The sequence below is a fragment of the Phycisphaerae bacterium genome, assembly GCA_024102815.1.
Taxonomy (GTDB): Bacteria; Planctomycetota; Phycisphaerae; order UBA1845; family UBA1845; genus JAGFJJ01.
Genome location: JAGFJJ010000005.1, coordinates 188,764 through 204,551, shown reverse-complemented (window position 1 = coordinate 204,551; position 15,788 = coordinate 188,764). Strand labels below are relative to the sequence as shown.

Genomic DNA, 15,788 nt, shown 5'->3' with positions numbered 1-15,788 from the left:
GCTGGGTCATGTCAGGTCTTCCCTCGAGCGAAGAGAACGGCGTGCTCCCTTGTGGCCGATAAAAACAGAAGGATCTTGGTTCCTTCGCCGGGAATCGTGCTCCTACAATGGTTGCGGCATCGTGCGGTGATCGACCGGCCGATGCTTAACAATGGGCTATCGACTCAAGCTGAGCCCTGCTCGGCAGGATAAACCCTGACCAGCCATGAGCCTACCAAACGCGATGATCCGTCCCATGTGGCTTTCCCGCCCCCGAGTCTGGCAAGCAATCCTCGTTGGGTCGGTCATGGTCATGGCGGGAGGTGTCGCCTTTGCACAGATTCCGCAAGGCGCACCGGACGGCCCGCAGGTCTACCTCGACGACAGTTTCGCCGTTGCCGAGACCATTGCGAAAGCCCAGGGACTGGTCGATCGAGCACGATGGGCTGAAGCGGCGGAGCTTCTTCAGCGAACGTCGATCGAGTCCGGCGATAAGCTCGTTCAAGTTGGCGACGGACGCTTCACGAGTGTCCGCAATCACATTAACGGGATGCTCTGTTCCTGGCCTCCGGAAGGGCGAAAGGCCTATCGGACGATCTTCGATTCGGAAGCGAAGGCGGCTCTCGCCTCGGCATCCGACCGCCGCGATGTTGCGGCATTGTACGAAACGCTTGATCGCTACTTCTGCCTCCCCGAAGCGGCTGAAGCTGCGGACGTATTGGGGCAGCTCGCACTGGAAGCCGGCTACTTTGCTATGGCGGAGCGCGTGTATCTCCGCGTGTTGGATGACCATCCCAGCGGTGACAGTGTTCGAACCAGATACGAGCAGCGGTTGGTCCTGCTGCGGGCAATGCTCGGGCAGGAGGCAAACGGAGTCGAAGTGAAGGGCTCGGTGCGATGGAAGGGAACCGACCGTGATCTGGCCTCGGCGTTGGAGGATATTCGAGGCACGTTTCAGGTCACGTCTGTGCCGGATGAAGACGCCTGGCCCATGCTGGGCGGGAACATCCACCGCAATCGAATCGACTCCATCGCCCTTGACGAACTGGGCCTCCTCTGGCGATTCGAGCTCGCCGGGGAAGAAGGCGACCCGCACGGGCTTGCGGAGTTCGCGGAAACGCGTGGTGCACGCCGGTTGGGAAGACGGCTCGGCGCCCAACCGATCGTCGCGGCCGACCGGCTCTTCGTGCAGTTTCATCGGGAAATCTACGCTCTACATCGCACCTCGGGCATGGTGCTATGGCGATACGGCTTCGGAGAGAACCGCTGGTTGGCGTCGGAATACGACGACCTTGCCGCCGGCGTGGATGCGCCGGCCTTCGATGGGGAGCGGATCTTCGCCGTGCTCCCCGGATCGACGTCGGCCATCTACGGTGCCGGTGCACGCCGTACCGCTCCGGCGCTGGTCTGCCTGAATGCGCGGGATGGAAGGGTCAACTGGATCGTCGAGCGCAGTCCGGCGGTGACAGAGTTGGCCGACATTGAGATGGACGGCACGCCGCTGGTTCACCAGGGTTCCGTAAGCGTCATCGGCCGGCGCCGGCGCTCGTTCGGCTTCGAAGACTGCTACCTCTTTCGATTCGACGCCAACAGCGGACGTCTGCTTTCGCGGACGCATCTGGGCAGCGCCTCGACAGGTTCGTTCGGCACGCGGCAGGCGACTCTTTCCATGTTGGCAGCGGAAGGAGATACGATCTTCGCCCAATCCAACCTTGGAACGATTGCGGCGGTCGATGCTCACTCGGGGCGGATCCGGTGGCTGCGGGTCTACGAACGGTCCGGGGCCTTTGCCAATCGCGAGGCTTCATGGGGTGCGCCGGAGGTGGAACCCTGGGCCCTGAACCCGGTCATCGTGGAGAATGGTCGACTCGTCGTATTGCCACTGGATAGCCCGGCGTTGCTCTGGATCTCGGCCGAGGACGGCTCGCTCTTGCGATCGGTACCGACTGCGGCGCTGGGATCGCCACAGACCTTGCTCGGTGTGCGGGCCGGCGTCGTCTGCACGGCCGGCGAGCAGGTAGGCTGTTTTGACTTGTCCGGCGATCGTCCGCTCTGGCAGGCGTCATTGCCCAAGAACGCGGAGGTCTTCGGTCGGGGACAGTGGTGCGGCGAGGAACTGCTCGTGCCGGCGCAATCCGGGTTGAGTCGATTCGATGTAAGCACAGGATCGCGCCTCGATGTGGCATGGACGGGCGGCGAACTCGGCGGAAATCTTGTCTCCCTGCCGGATCAGTTGCTGGTCTCGGGCGTCTCCGGGCTGACGAGCTACGTACGGAAAGAGGAGCTTTGGCGCTCGCTTCGCGCGGCAATGGCTGCGCGCCCGGATGACCCCCAACCCGCTCTCGATGCGGCAGAAGTCGCCCTGCGAAGCGGCGATTTTGACGAGGCCGTCGCGTACCTGCTGGACTCCGTTCGCCGTGCCGACAGTGCGGACGCGGAACTCGACAAGGACCTCCAGGAGCGGTTGTTCAACGATATCCTCTCATTCTCGGAGACGCTCAAACGGCGCGGAGCGCTGTCCGCGGAAACGCTCGACAGGCTCTTTGGGATCGCCCCGACGTTCGCACCGGACATTGCCGGTCACCTGCGTTATCGCCTCTTGTTCGCAATGTTGTTTGAATCGACGGGCCGTGCGGAAAAAGCGATTGATCTGTACCAGCAGATCCTTCGGGATCGCTCGCTGCGCGGACTTGCGGTCTCATTCGACACACAAGGTCTCCCCGATGGGGTCAAGGCGCCGGACAACTCTGGTCCGGTGGCGCTTCACGAAGAAGCGGGCGTTGTCGCCCCGGCCGCCGGCGAGGTGCGAGCCGCCGTGGTGGCTGAAAATCGGATCGCCGCGCTGCTGCGCGAGCATGGCCGAGCGATCTATGCTGACCACGAGGCGGAGGCCCGCCGGAAACTGGAGGCGGGAAAATCCAGCGGCGACGTGGAGATGCTTGCCGACGTGGCCGCCATCTTTCCCAATGCGGAAGCGGCGTTCGACGCTCGACTCGCGCAGGCGGAGCGACTTCGCGCGCGTGGTCAGTTCAGGGAAGCCGCGGCCGTGCTGGAAACGGCATGGCGTCAGGACAACGGCGAATCCAACGCGGTCGTACTTCTTCGCGCCATCGCCGATGCCTACGAGCAGGCGGGGGAGCCGAGCCGGGCTTTCCGATGGCTCACCATGGCGATGCGGCAACATATGGACACCCGGTTCCCGGTAGACGGTCGGCCCACATCTTTCCGGGAATATCGTGAGCGTCTTGCCGACGTCCGCATGGATATCCTGCCCGCCCGTCCCCAACTGGATCTGCCGCTGGACGAGAAGTTCACGCACGCGTTTCCGGATGACATTCGTCTGCTGACGCCGCGCTTTAGCGATGCACCGCGGGGCGATTGGTCGCGCTACTTCGTGTATTCGGATGGCGCGCTTTCGGCTTTCGATTCGAGGACCCATCGCGAGGTCTGGCCCGAGCCGCAATCGGTTCGCCCGGACGTGGAGTTGCTTGTCGCTCGGCCGGAAGCCATTGTGCTGTCAACCCGGTTTCAGGTATTGGGACTCGATCCGGTTACGGGGAAGAAGCTTTGGTCCCACGGTCCCGAGCAACTCGGCGCGGAGGACCCCGACGCCGACTGGGAGAACTTCGCCACCATTCGGCTGCACGCGCTGCACGGTGATCGTCTGGTCTTCGCAGACGACCGCGGGTTGGTGCGTTGCGTGGACATTCGCGACGGCCGTCTGGTGTGGTCGGCGTCACACCGTCCGACGCCGGAACGCACACTGGTTCTGGGCGATGCGTGGGTGCTCTATACGATTGCCCAGGACGAACGGGTCTTGGTCGGTCGTTTGGACGCCAACACAGGTGAGTGGCTTGGCTCCTTTTCCACCCTAGATGCACGACCGGTCGAAGAGCTTCTTGCCACTCTGGACGGCGACGTGGTCGTGGTGACCTCGCAGAGCATTGCCGCTTTCGACGGCACGCTGGGCACGAAGCAGTGGGAAGTTCCGGTTCGTGGACATGTTCGACAATCCTCGCTCCTGCTGGATGTCGACACACTCTATTTCTGCGACGACGGTCGAGCGATTCGAAAGCTGCGACTGTCGGATGGCGTGGTGTTGTGGGAATCCGAGCCGCTGTCTCGCCGGACGCGCTCGGAGGTTCAGATTGAGCGTCGGGATTCAGCCATCATCGCCGCAGCGGAGCAGGAGATTCTCACTCTTGACGAAACGAGCGGCGTGCTGCTGTGGCAGGGGACCACGCCCGACGGAATCCACTTCGTCCTTCGCGCGGTCACGGAGGACTACGTCGCGGCGGTCCACTTTCCCGAGGACGAAGAGGACTCGATCATCCCGGAAGCGACGGCGTTCTTCTACGACCTTCGCAACAACAGCGGCGTGCTGGCAACTACAGGGGGAATGTTGCCGCTGGGACCGCTGGACGACGTTTCGAGTTGCCTTGTGGTCGACGGTGGCCTGATTATCCAGGTCGGGCGCACAATTCGGGCCTGGTCGCATGTGGAAACGCAACCGTCGCGCTAGTTTTCGTCCACCGGAAGCATCCGCGCCGTGTCGCCGTTGACGCATGCAGCGGGCAGAGGTAGAAGTCCCAACCTGATGGAAGCAGCGGAAACCAAGTTCGATTCGGGAGGTCCGAGTAAGCGGTTCACACGAAACCAGCCGTGATCGCCCCGGCGCGCCGGTCCCCGCCGTCGGGCGGGAGGCCGTCGGTCATGCAGACTCTCACCACTACCAACGATTTCGATGCCGAATCCGTCCGCGCGGCATGGCCTGCCCTTTCCAACGAGGAGCGTGCGGAGGCCTTCGCCCTGCTTGCGGAGGACAACGCGCAGGAACTCTTCGCTTCGCTGAAGGCCGACGATCAGGCGGGCATCCTCCAATTTCTCCCCAACGCCAAGGCCGCCGTCTGGATGCGGTTCCTGGCACCGGATGATGCGGCAGACGTGCTGCAGGAGGCGCCGCCTGACCAGCAGCAGCGACTCGAGGCCATGCTCGACGGACCGACGCTGCGCGAGGTACAGGCCCTGATGGCGTATGCCGAGGACATCGCGGGCGGGCTGATGAGTCCGCGATATGTGCGTCTGCGCCCGAACGTAACGGTCGACGTGGCCATCCGCTATCTTCGCCAGCAGATTCGCAGCAATCCTGAGACACTTTATTACGTATATGTCCTCGACGCTGAGCAGCGCCTGCGGGGCGTCATCTCATTCCGCGAACTTTTCTCCGCCGATGCGGACGCGCTGGTCAGTGACGTCATGCGACGCGACCCCATCGTCGTCCGGGAGCACACCGATCAGGAGGAGGTCGCAAGAGTCATTGATACCAGCGATCTCCTTGCCGTTCCCGTTGTCGACGACACCGGCCGAATGAAAGGAATCGTCACCGTCGATGACATTGTCGACGTTATCCGAGAAGAAGCGACCGAGGACTTCCATAAGATCGGCGGTCTCGAGAGTCTCGGCGCTCCCTACCTGCAAACGACTGCGCTCACGATGATCAGGAAGCGCGGCGTCTGGTTATCCGTGCTCTTCTTGGGCGAAATGCTGACGGCCTCCGCGATGGCCTATTTCGAGCAGGAAATCGCCAGAGCCGTGGTGCTGGCGATGTTCGTACCGCTCATTATTAGCAGCGGCGGAAACTCCGGATCGCAGGCAGCCACGCTGATCATTCGCGCCATGGCTCTGGCGGAGCTGCGTCTGCGCGACTGGTGGCGGGTCATCCGCCGCGAATTGGCCTCGGGGCTGACGCTCGGCGCCTGGCTGGGCTTGATCGGCTTCCTGCGGGTCGTCCTCTGGCACGAACTCGGCTTGATCGACTACGGCGAGCATTTCGTGCTCGTGGCCCTGACCGTCTGGCTGAGCCTCATCGGCGTCGTGTGCTTCGGAACGTTGACGGGCAGTATGCTTCCGTTCATCCTCCGCGCCTTCCGCCTCGACCCCGCGACGAGCTCGGCGCCGTTTGTCGCCACGCTGGTCGATGTGACCGGCCTGGTAATCTACTTCAGCATCGCCGCAGTGGTGTTGCGCGGCACCATGCTCTAATGCGGCTGGGAATTCTCGCCCACTCTCCGGCGTTTTCCACTGGCGCGTAATGCAATCAACCGGGAACGCCGCAACAATCGCTGACAGCGAGGACAGAAGAACGTCGAGCGTCCGGCGGCCAGGATGCGTTTGATCGCCGTGCCGCAGCTTCGACACGGCTGACCCTCCCTATGATACACGCGGTGATGTCGCTGGAACGAACCCTCGGCTCCGTTCGGGCGGCGATAATCCATCAATGTCGTGCCGTTGTGGCGGATCGCCCGACGGAGGATCGTCTTGATGCCTCGCAGCAAGCGATCCGCATCTTGATCGTTGAGTGAATTCGCGGGACGAAGCGGGTGGATCCCCGCCGCGTGCAGCGATTCATCGCAGTAAATGTTGCCCAGCCCGGCGATGGCCCGTTGATCCATGAGCAAGGCCTTGATCTGCCGCCGCCTCTGGAGAATTCGCCGGAACTGCCCGGAGATCAGCTCGAGCGGTTCCGGACCGAGATCGTCCTCAGCATCGGCCGGAACCTTGGAAGGCCCCCCGCTCTCCTGTTCCGCGCCATTCTCAATCGGGCTGCACCAGATGCCGCCAAACCGGCGGGGATCGCGAAAGCGAAGCTCCTTTTCCGTCCCCCCGATGGCCATTCGCAGGTGCGTGTGATTTTCGACCGGGGCCGCCGCTTCGCACACATCCAGCCGGCCGGTCATGCCCAGGCGGAACATCAGTTGGGCACCGTCGAATCGCAGGATGACCCGCTTCGCGCGCCGTGCGACACCAATGACGCTCCGGCCGCGCAGCCCCTGCGTCACCATTTTGAGATCACCCCGAACGATGTCCGGTCGGGAGAGGATGACCTCGCCAACCACCTTCCCGGTGATCGCGCCGGCGAGTTCGCGGGCAATGGTCTCGGCTTCGGGCAGCTCGGGCATGGCCAACTCCGGGTCCATGACGTGATCGCAGGGCATTGTAACGCAGGTTCGAAGATTCGGCCTCCGTCAACTTCTGCTCCGTGCCCCCTTGCCCTCGGGCCTGCGTTCCTTCCCCTTCTTGCCCGTGGCCCGCTGCTCTGCACCCATCGCTGGCATCCCCGGGCGGTTTTGGCTAAGCTGCCCGCCTTGGTGTCGCGCCGGTGAAACAACCTCGGCGGCATCGGGTGCACGCTGCCGACGGCGGCGTTGCAGGGAAAAACACGGTCTCAGCATCTAGGACGACTCCATGCAAGGGAACACCGCAGGCCGACCTGTTCCAGCAAGTGACGTTTCAGCCGGCGAACTCTTCGGGCACCCCAAAGGGCTCTACGTCCTCTTCTTCACGGAGATGTGGGAGCGGTTCAGCTTCTACAGCATGCGGGCGTTCCTCGTCCTTTATATGACCAAAGCGCTCCTGTTCAGCGAGCGTATTTCCAACGAGATCTACGGCGCCTACCTGGGATTCGTGTATGCGTCGACTTTCGTCGGGGGAATGCTCGCGGACCGACTGTTGGGGCAGCGCCGATCGATTGTCATCGGCGGCACGCTGATGGCGGCAGCGCAGTTTTCACTGGCCACGCATGCCCTCCTGGTGGGAGCTCCGTTATCGGAGGAGGCCACACAGGAAACGGGTCTTTTCACAGGCATCAACATCCTTTTTTTCCTCGGCATGGGCATGCTCTCTGCGGGCAACGGGTTCTTCAAACCCAACATCTCTACGATCGTGGGTACGCTCTACGAGCGAAATGACCCGCGGCGGGACGGGGCCTTCACGATCTTCTATATGGGTATCAACATCGGAGCCATGCTCGCGGCGTTTTCCGGCCAGATTGCGGAAACAGTCGGCTGGCACTGGGGATTCATACTGGCCGGATCAGGCATGGTCCTGGGACAAGTCATCTTCTTCTTTGGAAAACCCCTCCTCGGTGATCACGGACTCCCTCCGACGTCGAACCGCACGGAGGGGGCGACGGGAGGCCCCGGCATCAGTACCATCGGTGTGGGAATCGGTGTCGTGGTCTTCATCCCCCTGGCGGCGCTGTTGATGGCCCGCCCGGGGGTCGTCCAGGATCTGGCCATCTGGATTGCAATCCCCGTTCTTGCCTACCTGCTTTGGGAATCGTTCCGCAGCTCGCGCGAGGATTGCGGACGCATGATCGTCATCATCGTTCTCTGCTGCTTCTCGATGATGTTCTGGGGATTCTTCGAACTTGCCGGCAGCACGATCAATCTCTTCGCCGACGAGAAAGTCGACCGCACACTCCCGATCTTCGGCGAAATCACTGCTTCCTTCATCACCGCGTTCACCAACGCGGCCTTTATCATCATTTTGGGTATGCCTTTTGCGAAGCTCTGGGTCTGGTTGAACAAGCGCAGCATGGAGCCGTCCAGCCCCTTTAAGTTCGCACTCGGCCTAGCTCAGCTTGGTGCCGGTTTTTGGGTCATGTATCTTGGGGCCTTGCAGGCAGGATCAGGCGGGAAATGCAGCATCATATTCCTGGCCCTGGGCTTCCTGCTCCACACCACGGGCGAGCTCTGCCTGTCGCCCGTAGGGCTGTCCACGGTGACCAAGCTCTCGCCCCCGAAATTCGTCGGCATGTTCATGGGGGTGTGGTTCCTCGCCTCGGCCTTGGGCAACGTGTTTGCCGGCATTATCGGCGGCTGGACCGAGGCGGAGGGCTTCGCCTATGTATTCAGATTCATCGGCATCGTGGCCGTCGGCGCCGGCGTATTGCTCTTCCTGTTGACGCCGCCTCTTAAGAAGATGATGTTCGGCGTGAAATGAGTGTCAGCGCATAGGGTCCGCCCGGCGGACCATCTTCGAATGCAAAGTATCGGTCCGCAGTGCGGACCTTGTCCGAGAGACAACCATGAAAGTTCATGAATACCAAGCCCGTGCGTTGCTCGCTGAGGCGGGCGTTCCGGTTCCTCCGTCCAAGGTCGTCGAGTCGCCCGAGGCGGCGGTGGCGGCGTACAACGAGATCGGCGGGCGCGTTGTGGTCAAGGCCCAGGTCTTCGCCGGCGGACGCGGCAAGGCCGGGTTCGTCAAACTCTGCGGCAACGCCGACGAAGTCCGCGATGCGGCGACCTTCATGCTCACCCATCGCATGGTCTCACCGCAGACCGGGGCCGAGGGCATCGAAGTCAAGAAGCTGCTTATCGCCGAAGCGGTGGACATCGAGAGCGAATATTACGCGGCCGTGGTCGTGGACCGCGCCAAGCGCTGCCCGGTGGTGATGGTCTCGCGAGAGGGCGGCGTGGAGATCGAAGTCGTCGCCAGGGAGAAACCGGGCGCGATCGAGAAACGCTGGCTCCACCCGCACCTGGGCTTGATGGACTTCCAGGTCGGCCAACTCGTTACCGCGCTCGGATTCACCGACAAGGAGCAGGCCAAAGCCGCGGGCAAGATCATCCGCGGGCTGGTCAAGGTGGCCTACCAGTACGACTGCTCGCTGGCGGAGATCAACCCGCTGGTCCGCACCAAGGACGGCCGGGTCATGGCCATCGACGCCAAGATGAACTTCGACGACAACGCCACCTTCCGCCACAAGCGCTTGCAGGAGATGTTCGACCCCAGCGAGGAGAATCCCCTGGAACTCCGCGCCAAGAAACACGACCTCTCCTACATCGCCCTCGACGGCAACATCGGCTGCCTGGTGAACGGTGCCGGCCTGGCCATGGCCACGATGGACCTCATCAAGTACCACGGGGGCATGCCCGCCAACTTCCTCGACGTGGGCGGATCGGTCACGGCCGAGGGCGCCGTCGAGGCCTTCCGCATCATCCTCTCCGACGACAAGGTCAAGGGCGTGCTGGTCAACATCTTCGGCGGCATCGCCAAATGCGACACGATCGCCGAGGCGCTGATCGCCGCGGCCAAGGAAATCGGCTTCAAGATTCCGGTAGTGGTGCGTCTGGAAGGAACCAACGTCGAGCGGGCCCGCAAACTGCTGGCGGAGGCGAAGATCCCGCAGTTGATCCCGGCCGACGACCTCACCGACGCGGCCAACAAGGTCTGCAAGCAGGTGGCGTGACGGCACGAGGCAAGAGGTGCTTCGAGCTGCACCCGACTACCACATCAAACGCGGCGCGCGGAGGCTGGTGCGTACGTTGATCGACCGCGTGAAGTTGTGCCCTCAGGAGATTGGCGTATCGCGTGAAGATCTGGAGCGTCAGCGTAGTGGATGAAGCGCGTGCCGTTGGTGACCCGATCGAACAGACGACTAGGAGTGCGGAGCAATCAAGATGGAGCGTGCCTGCCCAGGTGAAGGCACACCGGTGCGAAAACGGCTATCGTTTCTCGACCGTTTCCTTACGCTGTGGATATTTCTCGCGATGGCCATTGGCGTCTTCGGTGGCTATTTCATCCCCGGTGTCGACAGCTTCTTCAACCGGTTCCAGGTCGGAACCACCAACATTCCGATCGCTATAGGCTTGATCCTGATGATGTACCCGCCACTGGCGAAGGTGAAATACGAGGAGCTCGGTGACGTCTTCCGCAATTTCAAGATTCTCGCCCTATCACTCGTTCAGAACTGGATCATCGGGCCGATTCTGATGTTCGTTTTGGCCATCCTGTTCCTGCGCGGATACCCCGAGTACATGGTCGGGCTCATCATGATCGGCTTGGCGCGCTGCATCGCGATGGTGATCGTGTGGAACGATCTGGCCGAGGGAGATACCGAATACGCGGCCGGCCTGGTCGCGTTCAACTCGATCTTCCAGGTGCTGTTCTTCTCGGTGTACGCGTGGTTCTTCATTACGGTTCTACCGCCGCTCTTCGGTCTGCAAGGTGCGGCCGTCGAGGTGACAATCGGCCAGATTGCCGAGAGCGTGTTCATTTATCTCGGCGTCCCGTTCCTTGCCGGCATGATCACGCGCTTCGTGATGCTCAAGGCCAAGGGCCGTGAATGGTACGAGGCGAAATTCATTCCGAAGATCTCGCCCATCACACTGATCGCCCTGCTCTTCACGATCCTGGTCATGTTCTCCCTGAAAGGCGAGTATATCGTTCAGCTGCCGCTTGACGTGCTCCGCGTCGCGACTCCGCTTTGTGTTTATTTCGTGGTGATGTTCCTGGTATCTTTCTGGATGGGCAAGAAGCTCGGCGCCGACTACGGGAAGACAACGACTATCGCCTTCACGGCGGCCAGCAATAACTTCGAGTTAGCCATCGCGGTGGCCGTGGCGGTCTTCGGTATCGGCTCCGGTGTGGCCTTTGCGGCCGTGATTGGCCCGCTGGTCGAGGTGCCCGTACTGATCGGCCTGGTCAACGTGGCATTCTGGCTCAGGCGAAAGCACTTCATGACGGAAACTCACGCCACGGGGGCTGTGGCCGGTTGAAGTGCACCAGCTTCGCAGGGTGCGTCCCCTGACGCGCCTCTTCAACGAGCGCCCCACCCACGGCACGCGGGCATGGCCGAACATGCCAACCATCCCAATCGATGCATCAAGATGCACTCTGCCCCACCTCAAGATTCCGGCGGCGGTGCGCCTGGAAGGCAAGGAAGTCGAGCATGCCCGCAAGCTACTCGCAGAGGCGAAGATCCCGCAGTTGATCCCGGCCGACGACCCGACCGACCCGGCCAACAAGGTCTGCAAGCCGGTGGCGTGAGGGCGATCGTTCCAGCGCGCCTTCCCAAACGCCTTCGTATCCGATTGATTACGTCTGCAATCGCGTTGCGTCCCGGCAGTCATTCCGCAGGGAGCAATCTTTTGAATAGCTGCTGTGGAATTGTTCGCCTCTTGGGATCGTGGTACTCGTCACGCGTCCAATCGATTCCATTGTCGTTAGCCGGGTCGTATGCCATATTGCGACTCTTGAATGCGTCTCTAACCAGGAGCTTCTCAGCCTTCATCATTAGGCTATATGATGGACGATCCTCCGCGGGGACATCGCTCAGCGATCTGTACGCATCAAAGTAATGTGGATCGGACTGCCAATAGATTGCGAGTGCAGTGCCAGCGTCAAGTTCCGGATGCCCGAGAACCGCATAGAATAAGTGGATTCCATCATCCCGAACATGGCGTGACACGAATTCGTGGAGTTCGCCCGATGTCATGCCTTTTATCTGGGTACGCGTGACCTTGGGCGGGCGCGGCCGTGGTCCCGAGTAGAGCGGGCCGTACATTTCTTTGGGGATGGGGCGTTTGAGTTTCCCCTCCACATAAGTAATGTCATCGCCCTCATAATCGGCGGGATCAAAGAGATACTTCTTTGTCTTGTAGAAGCCTTCCGCGACACGTTGCTCAATATCAACGAGGAAATCCCACCAACCTTGAAGATCTCGTGGTACCTCAGAACGTTCGGAGTATTCGGCAAAATAGTACGTGGGGTCAATGAGCCAGTAGATGAGCAGCGCCGTTCCCAGGTCGCACTTTGGGCTCTGAGAGGCCTTACGCATGGGCGCGTTTCCGAAATCCCAGTTGTGATTGCTGACGAATTCGTGCAACTGCTTGGTCGTCATGTCGGCAACGACGCTGGCGCGACGCTTCTTAGCGGTCGTCTTTGAGGTCTTGGTCGCGGCCTTCTTCTTCCCTTTGCCGGTAGTCTTTGTCTTATTCTTGGCGTTAGAGACCCTTGACTTTCCGTTCGAAGCTCTGCTGTTCGTTTTGACCTTGGTTCCGCTTGTTTTCTCTTTCTTGCTCATCGCGGATTGCCCTCGGTTTAGACGGCCTCTTGCAACCGACTTGCCATGTGGGCATCCCTGCTCCCTCCAGGAAGATCGTCGCCCGTCCGGCGCACCTCAGGGGACCTTCGCAGCTTTCGCTATCACCTGCGCCAATGCCTCGAAGCTCGGCGTCTCGGCCTGCACCCAGGGATCAACGCCCAACTCCCGCAGCGCCTTCGTCGTCGTTGATCCGATCGACGCGTAGCGTTTGTCGTACTTCCCGACGGCGCGCACGGCCGACGCGCTGGCCACGGAAATCACGTCCACGCGATGAACGACATCGCGGTCGAAGTCCCGCCGGGTGGTCTCGTAAAGAATGGGGCTGAGGATCTCCACGTCGCTCCACGGGTGCGGCGGCGTCACCAGCGACGATCGCGGGTAGCAGACTCGTCCGTGATGCACGTGGTGGCGGAGCATCTCGAACAGGCTCTCGCCGTCCCCCTTGCCCACCAACTCCACGCGGAATCCCCGGGCCAGCGCCACCTGTCGGGACGGCTCCCCCACGACGGCGACCTTGGGCACCCGGGCCGATCCGGGCTCGACGGCATTCACCGCGAAGGGACTGGTGAGCACGAGCCAGTCCTCGGCCGCAAGCGAGCCGATGACCAGATGGGCATCCCCCAGAATGCGGCGCTCGATGACCGGTTCCAGGACAGGCTCCAGCGCCGCGGCCCGCAGCGCATGGCAAAGCGGGCCGTCATCGTCTTCTTCTCGGGTTACCCAGACGCGGATCATGCTGAAAAGAACCCCATTGACTGTCCGACTATGGTGTGCCCGTGCAGTCTGACGGCCACCGCTCGCTTAACCCAGCTCGTGGAGCAGCCTGCGGGCAAGCGCCGCCCCGACCTCAACAGGATCGCCCCCCTCCTCGACCCCCTCGGCCACACGCGTGTAGTCGTCGCTGAAAAGCTGCGCATGAAGCCGAATGGAATCTCCATTGACGCTTCCCAGTGCTGCGACGGGCGTATGACAACCGGCCGCGATCGTCCGAAGGAACGACCGCTCGGCATCCACCGCCCGGCGCGTTTTCCGGTGGTCAATCGCCGCGATGACCGCTTGGGCCGGATCGTCCGACCGAGTCTGGACAGCCAGTGCCCCTTGTGCCGGGGCTGGGGGAAACCGATCCGTCGGCAATGCTGTCATGTGCGGGTGGGTAATTCCCAGGCGCTTGAGCCCTGCTCCGGCCAGAACCACCCCATCGAGTTTGTCCGACTCAAGCTTGGCGACGCGCGTGGGGACGTTGCCGCGTATCGCTACAACCTCAATTTCTGCCAGCCGCCGGAACTGCGCGGCCCGCCGCGGACTGCTGGTCCCCAAGCGGAAGCCGTTTGGAACACGCGCCAGGTCGACCGGCGCCCGGCTGAGAAGCACGTCGTGGACAACCTCACGCACCGGCACGGCCGCGATGGTCAGCCCGGCGGTCTCGGCCGTCTGGAGGTCTTTGTAACTATGGACGGCGAAATCCACCTCGCTCGATTGCAGGGCGCGCTCAATAGCGGTGACAAACGCCCCGACCGGAAGGTCGCCCCCGAACGGCTCGTCAGGCCGGACGTCCCCGTGCGTCTTGATGATAATGCGCTCGATCTCGAGCCCCGGATGAGCTTCTCGAAGCCGATCGCAGACCCATCCGGTCTGCCAGAGGGCAAGGTCGCTGCCGCGGGTTCCGACGCGCAGTTTGCTCATCTTGCCGCCTCCTGGAACGCCTCCCTTGCCGCATCGCCGATGTAGCTGATGGCCGCTTCGTCATGCGCCGCGGAAACGAACATGGCCTCGTATCCGGATGGCGGGAGCCACACGCCGCGATCGAGCATCGCCCTGAAGAACCTGGCGAAGCGCGCGTGATCGGCACGTTTGGCATCGGCAAAGTTGCGTACGGGATGGTCCGAGAGGTACATTCCCAGCATCCCGCCGTGAAAACCGGTTTGAAGGGGCAGTCCCGCATGTTCAGCGGCGGATGCAAGCACCCGAGTGACTCTCTCCGCCGTCGACTCAAGGTCCTCGTAGAATCCCGGCGACTGGCAAATCTGCAAGGTGGCAATTCCGGCAGCCATACCGATCGGGTTCCCGCTGAGCGTCCCGGCCTGGTACGTCGGGCCCAGTGGGCTGAGAAACTCCATGATCTTTCGCGGACCGCCGTACGCGGCAACGGGCATGCCGCCGCCGATGACCTTGCCGAGCACGGTCAGGTCGGGTCGGACGCCGCAGTGATTCTGGTATCCGCCCCACGCGACACGAAAGCCGGTCATCACTTCATCGAAAACCAGCAGGCAGCCGTGTCGATCGCACAGGCTCCGCAAGCCTTCGAGGAAGCCCGGCTCCGGCAAAACAAAGCCCATGTTCCCCGCGACCGGCTCGACAAGTATCGCGGCGACTTTCGACCCGTGTTCAGCAAGCAGTTTTTCAACACTGGGAAGGTCGTTGTATTCGGCCAGCAATGTCAGCCGGGCGTATTCCGGTGGCACGCCGGCGGAGTCCGGCTCGCCAAAGGTCGCCGCGCCCGATCCGGCCGCGACGAGCAAGCCATCGGTATGACCGTGGTAGCAACCCGTGAACTTCACCACGCACGATCGCTTCGTCGCGGCCCGCGCCAACCGAATGGCGCTCATGGCCGCTTCTGTCCCGCTGTTGACAAACCGGATCATCTCGACTGAAGGCAATGCCGAAACGACGATCTCCGCGAGCTCCGCTTCGGCGGCACAGCATGCCCCAAAACTCAGCCCACGCGTCGCCGCTTGCTGAACCGCCTCGACGACGGCCGGATGGGCGTGGCCCACGATCGCCGGCCCCCAGGTCCCCACGAGGTCGACGTAGCGGTTCCCGTCAACGTCAAAAACGTAAGCACCTTCGGCGCGCTCGAGAAACACGGGCTCGCCACCGACGGCGCGGAAGGCCCGCACGGGGCTGTTCACGCCTCCGACGAGCAGATTGCACGCTTTCTTGAAGAGCTCGGCCGAGCGTGTCCGCCTGACCTCCGTCAACTTGGTCATCGAAAAGTCCTCCCGCGAGGCATTAGAACGCACGAGGCGAGGGTTGTCACGGAAGAGCCGCCGATTCCGCGATGCGGTGCGTCGCGTTGACAGTCTTCGCACCCACTTGGACAATCCACGCCGGTCTGGTTGGGAGTTTTACACCCGAACGC

Annotated in this window: 11 protein-coding genes; 6 read left to right on the top strand and 5 right to left on the bottom strand. The window is 62.3% G+C overall.

Annotated features, from left to right (window positions below):
- Positions 1–205: 205 nt before the first annotated feature.
- The gene (locus J5J06_01185; protein MCO6435684.1) at positions 206–4,501 is read left to right on the top strand and encodes a PQQ-binding-like beta-propeller repeat protein; all 4,296 of its coding nucleotides are present in this window, start codon (positions 206–208) and stop codon (positions 4,499–4,501) included.
- Between the two features lie 191 nt (positions 4,502–4,692).
- Complete coding sequence (gene mgtE / locus J5J06_01180; protein ID MCO6435683.1) at positions 4,693–6,021, top strand: magnesium transporter; 1,329 nt, start codon at positions 4,693–4,695, stop codon at positions 6,019–6,021.
- On the opposite strand, the gene mutM is transcribed toward mgtE, so the two are convergent.
- Positions 6,018–6,938: a bifunctional DNA-formamidopyrimidine glycosylase/DNA-(apurinic or apyrimidinic site) lyase gene (gene mutM / locus J5J06_01175; protein MCO6435682.1), complete on the bottom strand. Its 921-nt coding sequence runs from the start codon at positions 6,936–6,938 to the stop codon at positions 6,018–6,020. The genes mgtE and mutM overlap by 4 nt on opposite strands.
- A gap of 286 nt (positions 6,939–7,224) precedes the next feature.
- On the opposite strand from mutM, the gene J5J06_01170 reads away from it, so the two are divergent.
- The 4 genes from J5J06_01170 to J5J06_01155 all read left to right on the top strand — a co-directional run bounded on the left by J5J06_01170 (position 7,225) and on the right by J5J06_01155 (position 11,592).
- The gene (locus J5J06_01170) at positions 7,225–8,763 is read left to right on the top strand and encodes a peptide MFS transporter (protein MCO6435681.1); all 1,539 of its coding nucleotides are present in this window, start codon (positions 7,225–7,227) and stop codon (positions 8,761–8,763) included.
- Positions 8,764–8,848: 85 nt separating this feature from the next.
- A complete protein-coding gene (gene sucC, locus J5J06_01165; GenBank protein ID MCO6435680.1) occupies positions 8,849–10,012 on the top strand; it encodes an ADP-forming succinate--CoA ligase subunit beta in 1,164 nt (387 codons plus the stop codon).
- A 211-nt stretch (positions 10,013–10,223) separates the two neighbouring features.
- The gene (arsB, locus tag J5J06_01160; protein MCO6435679.1) at positions 10,224–11,321 is read left to right on the top strand and encodes an ACR3 family arsenite efflux transporter; all 1,098 of its coding nucleotides are present in this window, start codon (positions 10,224–10,226) and stop codon (positions 11,319–11,321) included.
- A gap of 82 nt (positions 11,322–11,403) precedes the next feature.
- Positions 11,404–11,592 (top strand): hypothetical protein, encoded by a 189-nt coding sequence (locus J5J06_01155; protein ID MCO6435678.1) that lies wholly within the window; start codon positions 11,404–11,406, stop codon positions 11,590–11,592.
- A 79-nt stretch (positions 11,593–11,671) separates the two neighbouring features.
- Here the strand turns inward: J5J06_01155 and J5J06_01150 are convergent, their stop codons facing one another.
- The 4 genes from J5J06_01150 to hemL all read right to left on the bottom strand — a co-directional run bounded on the left by J5J06_01150 (position 11,672) and on the right by hemL (position 15,636).
- Positions 11,672–12,628, bottom strand: a complete 957-nt coding sequence (locus tag J5J06_01150) for a DUF4274 domain-containing protein (protein ID MCO6435677.1) — start codon at positions 12,626–12,628, stop codon at positions 11,672–11,674.
- Between the two features lie 96 nt (positions 12,629–12,724).
- A complete protein-coding gene (locus J5J06_01145; GenBank protein ID MCO6435676.1) occupies positions 12,725–13,384 on the bottom strand; it encodes a uroporphyrinogen-III synthase in 660 nt (219 codons plus the stop codon).
- A 66-nt stretch (positions 13,385–13,450) separates the two neighbouring features.
- Positions 13,451–14,332 carry a hydroxymethylbilane synthase gene (gene hemC, locus J5J06_01140; protein MCO6435675.1) on the bottom strand — a complete coding sequence of 294 codons (882 nt, stop codon included), beginning with the start codon at positions 14,330–14,332 and terminating at the stop codon, positions 13,451–13,453.
- Entirely contained in the window at positions 14,329–15,636 is a 1,308-nt protein-coding gene (gene hemL, locus J5J06_01135) for a glutamate-1-semialdehyde 2,1-aminomutase (GenBank protein ID MCO6435674.1), read from the bottom strand. Before hemL ends, hemC begins: the two co-directional genes overlap by 4 nt.
- Positions 15,637–15,788: the final 152 nt, after the last annotated feature.

Bases quoted from the DNA above. Each gene is read 5' to 3' on its own strand.
- J5J06_01185 (MCO6435684.1), top strand. From the start codon at position 206: ATGAGCCTACCAAACGCGATGATCCGTCCCATGTGGCTTTCCCGCCCC.
- mgtE (MCO6435683.1), top strand. From the start codon at position 4,693: ATGCAGACTCTCACCACTACCAACGATTTCGATGCCGAATCCGTCCGC.
- mutM (MCO6435682.1), bottom strand. From the start codon at position 6,938: ATGCCCGAGCTGCCCGAAGCCGAGACCATTGCCCGCGAACTCGCCGGC.
- J5J06_01170 (MCO6435681.1), top strand. From the start codon at position 7,225: ATGCAAGGGAACACCGCAGGCCGACCTGTTCCAGCAAGTGACGTTTCA.
- sucC (MCO6435680.1), top strand. From the start codon at position 8,849: ATGAAAGTTCATGAATACCAAGCCCGTGCGTTGCTCGCTGAGGCGGGC.
- arsB (MCO6435679.1), top strand. From the start codon at position 10,224: ATGGAGCGTGCCTGCCCAGGTGAAGGCACACCGGTGCGAAAACGGCTA.
- J5J06_01155 (MCO6435678.1), top strand. From the start codon at position 11,404: ATGCCAACCATCCCAATCGATGCATCAAGATGCACTCTGCCCCACCTC.
- J5J06_01150 (MCO6435677.1), bottom strand. From the start codon at position 12,628: ATGAGCAAGAAAGAGAAAACAAGCGGAACCAAGGTCAAAACGAACAGC.
- J5J06_01145 (MCO6435676.1), bottom strand. From the start codon at position 13,384: ATGATCCGCGTCTGGGTAACCCGAGAAGAAGACGATGACGGCCCGCTT.
- hemC (MCO6435675.1), bottom strand. From the start codon at position 14,332: ATGAGCAAACTGCGCGTCGGAACCCGCGGCAGCGACCTTGCCCTCTGG.
- hemL (MCO6435674.1), bottom strand. From the start codon at position 15,636: ATGACCAAGTTGACGGAGGTCAGGCGGACACGCTCGGCCGAGCTCTTC.